Below are 12,507 nucleotides of genomic sequence, written 5' to 3'. Positions count from 1 at the left end.
GCGCCGCAGGCTAGAACAAATGCCGCAAGCCCGCCGTCACGCCGAGCTGCGTGGTGCCGAAAGCGGAGCTCACTGCATTGATGCCCTGGAACTGCGCACCCACCATGCCGCCGCGATACAGCGAATAATCGACTTCCAGATAGGTGTCCGTGCGCTTCGACCAGTTGTAGTCCGCGAGCAACTGGAACTGTGTCGCATTACCATCCGCGGGCTGCGTCTTGCCGGTCTGGATCGTGCGCCAGACGTTGGCCGAAAGATGAGTCGCAATGCCGATCTGCTGCGTCACGCCCCCATAGAACATCTGCCGCTGGCTGAACGTGTTGAATTTCAGCGCCGTCAACGCGGGCTCGGAGAACGGCCCGTTGGGGAAATTGCCGACAAAGCCGGCGTCCTCACGGTTGACCGCCCAGCCCGCCGTCACGGTCGTCGAGCCGAATGTGTAGCTTCCGCCGGCGGTCCACGACTTGAGGTGCGCCGATGCGTTCACCGCATCGCGCGAGTCGAGATAGGCCGCGGCAAAAGTCAGCGGCGCGGCCGGCAAATAGAGAATCGACGCGCCAATCTGGCTACCTGCGCCAAACTGGCCCGCGTTGCCGCCGAACGCATACGAGACCTCGGCCGTGAGGTATTGCCAGCGCGCGGCGTACTTGACCATGTTGCTCGTCCACACGCCCTGGGCCATCATGACTTCGGGCCGGAACTGATAGAACGTCGGCAGCCAGCGGTTCGTCACGTAGGCGCTGAGCACGGCGTCGGAAAGCGGATTGAGCTGGCGCCCCATCGTGAGCTTGCCGAAGGTGTTCGATTGCAGGCCCACGAAGGCCGTATTGAAGAACGGATAAGCCGGATCGGTCGCCCCCGAGTTCGGAAAGAAGCGGTCCTCCATATTGAACACGACCTTCGTGCCGCCCCCGATATCCTCCACGCCCTTGATGCCGAAAAAGCTCTCGCTTGCGCCACTCGCCATCTGGAACTGCGAATCGCCCGCCGTATTCGCGTGCGTCGTATAGCGCACGCCGGCATCGACAAGCCCGTAAAGCGTCACCGACGATTGCGCGAATACCGGCACGGCATACAGCGTCACCGTGGAAATGACGCCGGCTAGCAATCCCGTCTTTGCCGGGCCGCGCAATATCGATTTACGTGCGCGCGATCCAGGCAATCTCCTTACCTTCCTCATGAAATGACTCCATCTTATGGTTATGTCGTACTCCAAAACATATGAATCACATCAATGGCTTTTTGCCCTGCCCGCTTCAGTCGCGTTCGAAGTCCCGCTGCCTGGCGAGGCGCGTCTTCCGACCTGAGCGTCCTTGATGGTTTTCCCGTCTCCTGCATGAGCGTTGCGCCCACGACGATACATTGCACGGGAAAAAAAGCACGGACAGTCAGAAAATTTACATTTGCCGATTTGGCTAGCCGGCACCGGGAACGCCGAACGCGCTCGCCCAAGCCGCGCCGGGCACGCACCCGGCGCGGCTGCCGCCCGTCACTTGCGCAGCAGCTTGCGGCTCCACAGGCCGATTTCTTCCAGCGTGGCGGCCGCCTCGGGCAAGAACGGGAACAGCGTGAAGACGTGGACCGAATCGTCCACCATGTTCAACGTCACGTTCGCGCCCGCCGCAATGGCCCGCTCCGCGAAGCGGGTGGTGTCGCTTTCCAGCACCTCGCCGCGCACGGCGGCGAGATACACCGGCGGAAGATCCGCGAGATCGGCAAAGAGCGGCGACACCATCGGGTCGGTCGGCTCATGGCCCTGGAAGTAGGACGCCACGAGGTTAGCCAGCGTCTCGCGGTTCGCGGCCGGGTCGTCGCCCGAGTTCGCAAGGATCGAGGGCCCCTCGAGCGTGAGGTCGGTCATCGGGCAGATGGCGATCACGCCCGCCGGCAACGGCAGTCCGGCGCGGCGCAACGCGGCCGCCAGTGCGAGCGCGAGGCCGCCGCCGGACGACTCGCCGCTCAGGAAGACCGTGGCAGGATCCACGCCCGTGGCGAGCAGCCCGCGCCAGGCGCTGAATGCATCGTCGATGGCCGCCGGATACGGATGCTCGGGCGCGAGGCGATAGTCGGCCGTGTAGCACGGGCCGTTCAGCGTGCGTGACAGACGGCTCGCGTATTCGACCGAGCTCTGCGCCGACCCGAGCACATAGCCGCCACCGTGGAAATGCAGGACGGTGGCGCTTTGCCCGGCGCCTTCGGCCGTCACCCGCAACGTGCTCACGCCATCGAGATCGACCGGGGTCACCTGAGTGCTGGCCGGCGCGGGGAACTGCGTGAGCAGGAAGCGTTCGTAGGCCGCGCGTTGGCCACGGTCGCCGCGCGCGACGTCGTCGGGCGTGAACACGCCTTTCCAGAGATCGAAGGCGCGCTGGCTTTCGGCACGCGCCATGCGCTTGCCTTCGCGCGCCGCGCTCAGCCCCACGACCTCGCCCGGCGGCAGTTTGGCCGCCTCGAGAATGTCGTGACCCCACGCAAACGACCAAGAAATCTCGGCCAGCGGATCGATGCGCGAGAGCCCCTTCAGGCGCCCGTTGCGCTGACGCACGCGCGCCTCGTCGGGCTCGTGCGCCCAGTCGACCACGTAGCGCGCCCCGGCCTGGATGCGCCGCGTGCGCGGCTGGCGCCGGGCTTCATATTCGGCGAGCGCGACCTCTACGCCGGCCTTGCCGTGCTTGTCGAGGCAACTCGCGAGCACCCAGGCGTCTTCGATCGACTGGCAGGCGCCTTGCGCGAGATACGGCACCATCGCATGCGCGGCGTCGCCGAGCAGCGCGATCCGGCCGACCGCCCAATTCTCGATCGGATCGCGGTGATACATGCCCGTGATGAAGGCCGAGTCCACTTCCTCCAGCATCCGCTGGACGGTCGGCTCGGAGCCTTCGAACGAGCGGCGCAGCTGATTGACGTCGCCCGATTGCGTCCACGACTCGCGGCTGACTTCGGTGGCCGGCACCGAGGCGAGAATGCTGTAGAGGTCCTTGCGCACCCAGTACGAGACGATATTGCGGCCGATGCCGAACCAGTTGTTCCCCGCCACCGGCAGATCGAGCCCCTTCAGCCGCTCCGCGGGAATCAGCGAGCGCCACATCAGGATGTTCGCAAACTGCTTCTCCTCCGGTCCCCGCAGGGCCGTGCGCACGGCCGAGTGAATGCCGTCCGCGCCGATCACCACGTCGCCGCGAATCACTTCGCCGGTTTTGAGCGTGACCCAGGCGCCGTCCGCGTCCTGCGAGACCGACTCGCACTCCGCGCCCAACCGCACCACGCCGGGCGGCAGCGCCTTCGCGAGCAGGTCGATCAGGTCGGCGCGGTGGACGTTATAGAGCAGCGCGCCATAGCGCGCGGCGGCTTCCTCGCCGAGCGGGGCGTAATAGAGGCGCCGGCCCGTCGACAACTCGAGGTAGTCGAAGCCCGAAGGCACCGTGGCAATGCTCGCCAGCGCGGGCTCGAGGCCCAGCTCGCGCAGCACGATGGTGCCGTTGGCGGCGATCTGGACCCCCGCCCCCACCTCGGTCAATTGCGGGGCACGCTCCAGTACAATCGGCTCGATTCCGTGGCGCAGCAGCGCCAGAGCGGTTGTGAGGCCGCCAATGCCGCCTCCAGCGATAACAACTTTCATGCTAAGTTTCTCCTACCGGGTTAGTTAACCCAGTGTAGTTAGTTATCTCGATACGGTAAAGTCATGACCACACCAGGAAAAACCCTTCGTTCGGATGGCGCCGAGACGCGAACGCGCCTGAAAGAGGAAGCCCAGCGCCTGTTCGCGCTGCGAGGACTCGACGGCGTGTCGGTCCAGGACATCATTTCGGCCGCCGGGCAGCGCAACAGCGCCTCGCTGCGCTACTACTTCGGGAACAAGCAGGAGCTGGCGCGCGAATTGATCGTCGACGGCGCGCGCCTGATCGACGAGGATCGCCAGGCGCGGGTCGACCGGCTGGAAGCAGAGGGAGGGATGACGGTGCGCGCGGTATTGGGCGCGCTACTGATGCCGATGTTCGATCTGGCCGATCGGACGGGCCAGGCCACTTACATCCGCATGATCGCCAATCTGCAATTGAACAACCGCGCGTTCCTGCGCGAGGCGCTGGAGAACAAGTGGAACGTGGGCTATCAGCGCTGCAACGCACTGCTGCGCGAACTGCTGCCCCAGCTTCCGGCGGCCATCATCGATCACCGGCTCTCGCTCGTGGGCATCTATGGCAATGCCGCGCTGGCGGCGTGGGAAGCGAGCCGCGACGGCGGCGAGCCGGGGCGGCTCTGGTCGCCCGGCTATGCGGTGGCGAGCTTGATGGATAGTTTCGAGAATGTGCTCGTGTCGGCGCCTTCGGAGGAGACGCGCGCGTTGCTGGATGCGTCGTGAGGCGGAAGTATTTTCAGAGAATCCTGGTTGTCGCAATCGTGTATATCCGCGTCGCGTGACGATAAAACCTTCCCGTTTGCCCGGCCGTTAACGCGTTCGTAAGCGAGGTCGCCACGCATTGTGCGGCGGCGCCCGTCTTTCCTCGATCCGCAAACGACATCGGCCGCTGGCCTCGCCCAGCCATGGCAAAGGGAACGCTCATGCGAAAACAACTCACGATACGCGGCGGGCTCTTTGCGACCATCGCCGCCTATACGGCGCTGCTCGTGCTGGTGGTGGGCGCGTGCATCGCCGGCCTGTACGCGAGCAACGGTTCGCTCGAGGCCATGTATCGCGACGACACCGCGTCGCTTTTGCACCTGAAAACAAGCTCCGAGCGCATGCTCGTCCTGCGTGAGCGCCTGAGCGACGTCGCACAGATCATCAGTGCCGGCCAGTCCGCCAAAGACGAGATCGCCCGTCTCCATACCCTGCTTGCACAAAGCAACGACGAACTGGAGGCCTACTCGCGCCTCCACCCGCGCGACGCCGACGAGCAGGCCCTCTTCGAGACGCTGCAGAAAAATCGTCAGGCGCTGCTTGATCAAGTCTTCCTGAAGGCGATGTCACAGCTCGACCACGACGACGCATTCAATTTCCTCGACACGCAACGCGCTGCGCCTCCGGCGCTTTTCGTCGCGTACCAGGACGCGATTGGCGCGCTCGAAACGTTCCAGGTTGCACGTGAAAAGGCGCGCTTCGATGCTGCCGCTGCGCATTTTCAACGGATCGTCTGGGGGATGGCCGCAGTGGCCGCGCTCGCGGTCATTCTCGGCCTGATCGCCCAGCGCAAGCTCGCGAAGGCGATCGTCGAGCCGATCAATCTCGCTGTTAAGCACTTCGAAAGAATCGCGCAAGGCGATTTGACGGGCACCGTCGTGACGTCCCGCGAGAACGAGATGGCGTGGCTATTGAACGCCCTCAAGCAGATGCAGGCCGGCCTGATCGGCACCGTGAGCCAGGTGCGCGCGAGCACGCAGACGATCGTCGGCGACGTCCGCGTGATCGCAAGCGGCAATGTCGACTTGTCCGCGCGCACCGAGCAGCAGTCGGCGTCGCTGCAGCAGGCCGCTGCGAGCATCGAGCAATTGACGGCGGCAGTGAGCCAGAATGCGGCCAACGCTCGCGACGCACGCACTTATGTCGAGGGCGCGGCCGGCATCGCGACGCGTGGCAGGGAGGCCATGCAGCGCGTAGTCGAGACGATGTCGGCAATCTCGGAGAGTTCCGCGCGAATCTCGGGCATCGTCGGCGTCATTGAGAGCATAGCGTTTCAGACCAACATTCTCGCGTTGAACGCGGCCGTCGAGGCTGCGCGCGCGGGCGAGCAAGGACGCGGCTTCGCAGTGGTCGCGACGGAGGTTCGCGGGCTCGCGCAGCGCTGCGCGTCGGCAGCGAAGGAAATCAAGGAATTGATCGGGAACGCCGGGCGGCGCGTAGAAGACGGCAACGGCCTTGTTGCGCTCGCGGGGTCGACGATGGTCGAGCTCGTCACCGCGGTCGAGCGCGTGAATGCGATCATGAGCGACATCAGCATCGCGTCCGAAGAGCAGTCTTCGGGCATCGAGCAGGTGAACGCCACGGTCACGCAAATGGAGCAGACGATGCAGCGCAATACCGCGCTGGTCGAGGAAGCGGCGGCCGTGGCGCTGTCGCTCGAGGAACAGAGCGCGAGGCTCAATGACGCGGTGGCGCAGTTCCGGCTTCGCGATGAGGCGTTGGTCTGAGCCGGTCGACTGGAGCTGGCCCGCCAACCTAAGCCAGTTGCTTGTGAAAGAAGGTCGTCCCGCAAAACGTGCCATCGGGCATCAAGGCATAGTTCGGCACGTTTCCGACTCGTTGCCAACCCGCCCGCTCGTAAAGTCTTTCGGCATCGCCGCCTGTGACGGCGTCCAGTACAAGAACGGACTTGCCGGTGTTTCGGGCCGCATCATCGACGGCAGCCATCATGCGCGCGCCAATGCCCTGGCGTCTCGCACTGCTACGCACTAGCATCTTCGCAATGTCGGCGCGATGCGGTTGATTTTCGGGCAAAGCCGTGATCAATTGCACGGTGCCGACAATTTGACCGTCAGCGCTTTCGGCAACGAAAAGGATTCGCTCGTTGCGCATCACGCCCGCACCGACTTGTTTCCAGAACTCATTGGCTGCAATTCCGGACAAACCCGAAATTGCAAATTATCTTGCAGTTCTGCCACTAGCCGCCCACTACCCTTGCCTTACGAATAGGAAGAGGAGTGATGTCAGGGCCAACGCGAGGCCAACGGATATTTGAGCGGTGCGTTGCAAGACGTTCCTGCATTCGGATTCTATGCGATCGAATCCCCTTCCCGGCCAGACGGACTGCGCGTGCTGCATGAGCACGATACAACCAGCATGTTGTCCATGGCCCCACATTTAGCGACGGACTCCAGATGTCAGACATTGCCGCATTTCCGTACACGAGTTCCTCCACGGATCTCGAAAGGACCTATCAGAAGGTAACGCGAAAAATTGTACCGTTACTCTTTCTCTGCTATCTGCTCGCCTACCTCGATCGAATCAACATCGGCTATGCTCAACTGCAGATGCGATTCGATCTGCATTTTTCCGATGCCATATATGGCTTGGGCGCCAGCATGTTCTTTGTCGGATACGTGCTCTTCGAGGTACCCAGTAACGTGCTCCTCAAGAAAATCGGAGCCCGTAAGACTATGCTTCGCATCATGCTGTGCTGGGGTGTCGTATCGATGAGCACCATGTTCGTAGCGAACCCGCTCGAATTCTATGTGGCGAGATTCTTCCTCGGCGTGTTCGAAGCTGGCTTCTTTCCCGGTATTCTGTTCTATCTGACGCTATGGTTTCCAGCTGATCGGCGGGCACGCATCGTTGCGTTCTTTATGGCCGCGACAGTCGCGGCGGGCTTGATTTCCGGTCCTGTTTCGGGCTTCTTGCTGCAACACATGAACGGCGTTCACGGCTTGCGCGGGTGGCAATGGGTGTTTCTGCTGGAGGGCCTGCCGACGGTTTTACTGGGCATCGCAACTTATCTTTTGCTGGTCGATCAGCCATCTGCTGCCAAATGGCTTTCTGCGGTGGAGAAGGATGCCATTGCCCGAGATCTCGCAGAAAAGTCCACCGGCGCTCCGGCGGAGACTGCTCGTGTTCGAGACGTGTTTCGCGATTTGACGGTCATCAGACTCGCAGCACTCTATTTCGCCATGAGTTGCGCCGCTTACGCGCTAAGTTTCTGGATGCCGTCGATGATCGAACGGGCCGGCGCCGTGGGCCTGCAGCGAATTGGTTTACTCTCCCTCATTCCCTATGCATGCGGAATTGTGGCAATGATCTGGTACAGCCGCCACTCCGACAGGACCCGGGAGCGGCGATGGCACTTTGTGTTTGCCGTGCTGCTTTGTGCCGTCGCTCTTTCCTTCTGCAACTGGACGGAAGGATCGCTTTGGACCTCTGTCGCACTTGTCTCCGTTGCTCTGGCCGCAGTGATCTCCTCATTCCCGGTTTTCTGGGCGGTGGCGACGTCGGTGCTTCGCAGGGAATCAATGGCCGTGGGTATCGCCATCGTTACCAGCCTGGGCGCCGTTTCCGGAATCATCTGTCCGTACGCGATTGGCCTGATAAAAACATCGACAGGAAGCCTCGATGCCGGGCTCTATTCCTGCTCGGTTCTTCTGCTGATCGCCAGCGTGGTCATGCTTCGCATGAAAGACGGCCCGCGTAGATAAGCAAAGAGAAGAAGACCCGATCTCGCTGGGGAGGTTTGTCAGTTATCCTCCTGGAGCTTCAGCAAAGCCTCTCTTGAAACTATCTGTATGCGGCCGTAGTGAAGGGAAATCGCGCCTTTCGCAACCATCGCCTTCAATTCGATCGCGAGCGTCTGGCGAGTGATATCCAGCATCATCGCCAGCATTTCCTGTGACAGGACGATCTCATCGCGCCCCTCCGATGCCATGCTCATGTCGCCGGAGGCCAGCAGAACCAGCCTCCTGGCGATGCGCGCCCGCGTGGAATAGGCAGCAGAATCGTCGATGATTCGATAAAGCCAGCTCGTGTGGATGGACTGGAGCTGCGAAATGGCTTTGGCAAAACCTGCATCGTTCATCAGGGCCTCGAATGTCTGGGGCCTCGCCGCAAGCACGGTTGCGTTCTCCAGGGCAACGACATCGTGCGCGTGGGGAGCGCCACTGATCATCGACATCTGGCCGAACCAGTTACCCGCTTCAATAACGGCAAGAATGGCCTCCCTGCCGTTTTCCCTCAGCGTTGACGCCTTCAGGCGTCCCTTGTTGACGCCATAGAACCCGTTTCGCTGATCCCCTCGCCGGAACAGGTATTCCCCGGACTTGAGCTGAACGGTCCAGCAACCCTCGAGTAAAGCCTGCTGCGTGTCCCGAGCCAGCGAGCCGAACCAGGGACTCGCGCGCATCTCGTCAGATGCCTGTGCGATGAAAGTCATTTGAAAACTCGATTGACCGGAAGAGACGTGAAAACTGGAAGATATCTTGCGGTCTGAAGATAGGCGTTTTTGTACTCTGTGGTCAAGTTGACGGCCAAAGCAACGACGTTGCATCCATCAACGGTTCCCGATCCAACCTTCACAATTTCAGGGAGACATCATGCGAATCCCATCGCTGAAAAATACCGTCAGTGCAGACGAATGGCATCTCCGCTGCGACCTCGCGGCCTGTTATCGCCTCGTCGCGCTGCATGGCTGGACCGATCTGATCTTTACGCACATCAGTGCGCGCATGCCCGGTCCTGACCATCGCTTCCTGATCAATCCGTACGGGCTCCTGTTCGAAGAGATCACCGCATCGTCGCTCATCATGGTCAATACCGAAGGTCAGCGGCTGTCGAACTCGGACTTTGAGGTCAATCGCGCTGGTTTTGTGATCCATAGCGCGATTCATACCGCGCGCGAGGACGTGCAGTGCGTATTGCACACCCATACCCGCGCGGGCGTAGCCGTGAGCGCGCAGAAGAACGGCCTGCTGCCGATTTCCCAGCAATCGACCTTCGTGCTCGATTCACTCGGGTATCACGATTACGAGGGCGTAGCGCTTCGAGATGACGAAAAACCGCGCCTTCAGGACGACCTTGGACACGCCAACTATCTGATGCTCAGGAACCATGGCTTGCTGACCGTCGGAAAGACCATTGCAGACGCATTCCTGAACATGTACATCTTCGAGACTGCGTGCCAGATCCAGTTGTCAGCACAGGCGGGTGGCGAGCTGACGCTTGTGGACCGGGATATTCTGGCCACGGCGGCGGCGGCGAAAGACGTTCAGACGGACGGAGTGGGAGGCTCGTTTGTGTGGCCGGCGCTGATTCGCAAACTCGACCGAATTGACGATAGTTATCGTTCGTAGGGAGGCGCTGCCGGGGTCCACGGGAATCTTCAGGGAGGGGAGCTTTCCCTTTCCTGCCATCGAGCGCACTGCAGGTAACCCGAAGCGCGCATCGAAACGCCCCACCAATAATCGTGATTGCGCATCGATTTGCGGATTTCCGTGAAAACGATACGCAATCCAAAACATTCTGGCAGGCCAATCGAGTTTGCCTGTTCGAGGAACGAGACATGACGCAAAGCACGGACGCCTGGAAGGCCAGGGGAAACTACTTTACCTACCGTGGCCACCAGATCTTCTGGCGTGAGGAAGGAAGCGTGGATGCTCCCGCTCTCCTTTTGATCCATGGCTTTCCGACGGCTTCGTGGGATTGGCTGCACGTCTGGCCGGACCTGCTCAAGCGTTATCGATTGCTCACGCTAGATATGATCGGTTTCGGTCATTCGGACAAGCCGCGTAATTACGTCTACTCGATCCTCGATCAGGCCGATCTTTACGATCGATTCCTGGCAATGCGTGGCCTCGGTGAATTCCACATTCTGGCTCATGACTACGGGGACTCGGTAGCGCAGGAAATGTTAGCCAGGGATATTGAATGCGCCAATCGACCCAGACTGCGGAGTGTGTGTTTCCTCAATGGTGGCCTTTTCCCTGAAACGCACAGGCGCGTGCGTTTTCAGTCGCTCCTGCTTTCACCGATCGGACCGCTTGTCTCATTGCTGACGACCAGAAGAAAACTGTCTGAAAACATGAGTGCGGTGTTCGGGAGTCGATATCCGGCGGATACGGAAACGCTCGACTCCATGTGGGAGGTGCTGCGTGAACAGCACGGCGAGCGGATCATGCACAAACTCATCAATTACATCCCTGATCGTATCAAGCATCGCGAGAGATGGGTTGGCGCGCTCCAGGCGGCGGAGATTCCGCTCAAGCTGATCGTCGGCCCTGTTGACCCTATCTCGGGCAGCCACATGGTCGAACGCTATCGCGAGCTGGTGCCCCGTTCCGATGTCACGGAATTGCCTGGCGTCGGGCACTACCCGCAAGTTCAGGCGCCGGCCGCTGTGACCGCCTCTTACTTTGAGTTCCGCGACCGATTGGCAACCGTGTGTTCGTGAATCGGTGCACGTGATGAAAAGTAGCGCAGAGCCCGTCACTGGCTGGTTCGCCGTCACATCCGTCACATCCGTCACAGACGCATCGCGCTGTTGCCGCCATGGCCAACGGGAGACCGAAGGCCACGGAGACGATGTGTCGGAGCCAAGTGATTTTGTCGTTTCGTTTAAATGCACGCGGTACCGTTCGGCGCTGCGCACAGCGTGGAGATAGAGCATGCAGAAGATTCTGGTAGCTGGTCCGACCTTTCCGGACGTGATCGACCGGCTCGAACACTATTTCGAAGTTGACTGGAACCAGGGCAACGCACTCACCGTTGACGAACTGGTCCGGCGCCTGGCGGACAAGGACGGCGCACTGACCGCGGGCGAACCCATTACTGCTGCGGTGCTCGCCGCAGCGCCGCGCTTGCGCGTCGTCTCGAACATGGCGGTCGGTTTCAACAACTTCGACATCGCCGCGTTCAACGCGGTCAATGTCCTCGGGACCAACACGCCCGACGTCCTGAACGAATCGGTGGCCGACTTCGGCTGGGCGCTGATGATGGCGGCGGCACGCCGCGTGAGCGAGTCGGAACACTGGCTGCGCGCCGGCAAGTGGCACAAGTTTCAGTACGACGCCTTTCTCGGTAGCGATATTCAAGGCTCGACCCTTGGCATTGTCGGTATGGGCCGCATCGGACAGGCGCTCGCACGCCGCGCGCGCGGCTTCAACATGCGCGTCGTCTACCACAACCGTACGCGCGTGGCACCGCATATCGAAGCGGAGTTGAATGCGGAGTATGCGTCGAAGGAACAGCTGCTGCGCGCCTCGGACCATGTCGTTCTGGTCCTGCCGTACACGCCGGAGAACCATCACATGGTCGGTGCCGCCGAGCTCGCGCAGATGAAGCCGACTGCGACACTCACCAACATCGCGCGCGGCGGCATTGTCGACGACGCAGCGCTGGCTCAAGCGCTGCGCGCGAGACGCATCGGCGCAGCCGCCCTTGACGTGTTCGAAGGGGAACCGCGCGTGCATCCGGATCTTCTCACGGTGCCGAATGTCGTGTTGACGCCGCATATCGCGAGCGCGACGGAAGCGACGCGCCGGGCGATGGCGAACCTCGCTGCCGACAATCTGATCGCGGGTCTGGGCGAAGGACCGCGGGCGGGGCATCCGCCCAATCCCGTCAATCCCGAAGTGCTTGGCAAGGCGCGCCAGTGAAGATGGCAACGCGCTTCGCCTGAACGGCTTTTAAAGAAGCGCTCGGGTCGCCATAGAAATGAGACGTCATGTCCCCGGTCTACATGGGTATCGACAAGCAGGTCGGGATCTCGACTGGCCTGCTGACCCGGCGCGATCTTCGCGCTCGCTCGTGGTCAGGCTGGCATGACCGCGAGTGAACACGCGCACGGCCCCGGCGTCACGGCCATCCAGCTCGCGCGTCAATTCATCCGACGATAACTCGCGAAAGCCCAGCGAAAGCGGCTAGATGTTCGAATGGATCAGGCGGCGAAGGAGATGGGTGACCGACGTCCCGAGAATCAACAGCATCGTGCCTGCAACGCTGTTGTTAGTGCGCAGCAGTAACTCGGCGACGTAAAGCGTCAACGAGGCCAACACCCTATGGCAGGCAACGCCAGGCGGCCGCGGGTTCATCAT

The 12,507-nt window shown here is 61.6% G+C and carries 9 protein-coding genes and 1 pseudogene; 6 read left to right on the top strand and 4 right to left on the bottom strand.

What is annotated here, in order from left to right; translation table 11 throughout:
- Positions 1 to 10: 10 nt before the first annotated feature.
- Both E1956_RS26790 and E1956_RS26785 read right to left on the bottom strand, forming a co-directional pair.
- Positions 11 to 1,180, bottom strand: a complete 1,170-nt coding sequence (locus tag E1956_RS26790; RefSeq protein WP_134754935.1) for a porin — start codon at positions 1,178 to 1,180, stop codon at positions 11 to 13.
- Positions 1,181 to 1,489: 309 nt separating this feature from the next.
- The gene (locus E1956_RS26785; RefSeq protein ID WP_134754933.1) at positions 1,490 to 3,619 is read right to left on the bottom strand and encodes an alpha/beta hydrolase fold domain-containing protein; all 2,130 of its coding nucleotides are present in this window, start codon (positions 3,617 to 3,619) and stop codon (positions 1,490 to 1,492) included.
- Between the two features lie 63 nt (positions 3,620 to 3,682).
- Between E1956_RS26785 and E1956_RS26780 the strand changes: the two genes are divergently transcribed.
- Together E1956_RS26780 and E1956_RS26775 are read left to right on the top strand one after the other, a co-directional pair.
- A complete protein-coding gene (locus tag E1956_RS26780) occupies positions 3,683 to 4,360 on the top strand; it encodes a TetR/AcrR family transcriptional regulator (RefSeq protein ID WP_134754931.1) in 678 nt (225 codons plus the stop codon).
- A gap of 200 nt (positions 4,361 to 4,560) precedes the next feature.
- Entirely contained in the window at positions 4,561 to 6,126 is a 1,566-nt protein-coding gene (locus E1956_RS26775; RefSeq protein WP_134754929.1) for a methyl-accepting chemotaxis protein, read from the top strand.
- 28 nt (positions 6,127 to 6,154) lie between these two features.
- Here E1956_RS26775 and E1956_RS26770 read toward each other — a convergent pair.
- Positions 6,155 to 6,547, bottom strand: a pseudogene (locus E1956_RS26770) (GNAT family N-acetyltransferase); the annotation flags it as partial.
- 266 nt (positions 6,548 to 6,813) lie between these two features.
- Between E1956_RS26770 and E1956_RS26765 the strand changes: the two are divergent.
- The gene (locus E1956_RS26765) at positions 6,814 to 8,121 is read left to right on the top strand and encodes an MFS transporter (RefSeq protein WP_134754927.1); all 1,308 of its coding nucleotides are present in this window, start codon (positions 6,814 to 6,816) and stop codon (positions 8,119 to 8,121) included.
- 38 nt (positions 8,122 to 8,159) lie between these two features.
- Here E1956_RS26765 and E1956_RS26760 read toward each other — a convergent pair whose 3' ends face one another.
- Positions 8,160 to 8,852, bottom strand: a complete 693-nt coding sequence (locus tag E1956_RS26760; RefSeq protein ID WP_197732948.1) for a Crp/Fnr family transcriptional regulator — start codon at positions 8,850 to 8,852, stop codon at positions 8,160 to 8,162.
- A gap of 160 nt (positions 8,853 to 9,012) precedes the next feature.
- On the opposite strand from E1956_RS26760, the gene E1956_RS26755 reads away from it, so the two are divergent.
- The 3 genes from E1956_RS26755 to E1956_RS26745 all read left to right on the top strand — a co-directional run bounded on the left by E1956_RS26755 (position 9,013) and on the right by E1956_RS26745 (position 12,069).
- Positions 9,013 to 9,768, top strand: a complete 756-nt coding sequence (locus E1956_RS26755) for a class II aldolase/adducin family protein (protein ID WP_134754925.1) — start codon at positions 9,013 to 9,015, stop codon at positions 9,766 to 9,768.
- Positions 9,769 to 9,881: 113 nt separating this feature from the next.
- On the top strand, positions 9,882 to 10,865 hold the full coding sequence (locus E1956_RS26750; RefSeq protein ID WP_197732947.1) for an alpha/beta fold hydrolase: 984 nt from the start codon (positions 9,882 to 9,884) through the stop codon (positions 10,863 to 10,865).
- Positions 10,866 to 11,079: 214 nt separating this feature from the next.
- Positions 11,080 to 12,069 carry a 2-hydroxyacid dehydrogenase gene (locus tag E1956_RS26745; RefSeq protein WP_134754923.1) on the top strand — a complete coding sequence of 330 codons (990 nt, stop codon included), beginning with the start codon at positions 11,080 to 11,082 and terminating at the stop codon, positions 12,067 to 12,069.
- The last annotated feature ends 438 nt before the right edge of the window (positions 12,070 to 12,507 follow it).

The organism is Paraburkholderia pallida (assembly GCF_004524855.1).
Taxonomy (GTDB): domain Bacteria; phylum Pseudomonadota; class Gammaproteobacteria; order Burkholderiales; family Burkholderiaceae; genus Paraburkholderia; species Paraburkholderia oxyphila.
The sequence above is the reverse complement of the archived record's forward strand: the minus strand, read 5'-3'. Positions and strand labels throughout refer to the sequence as shown.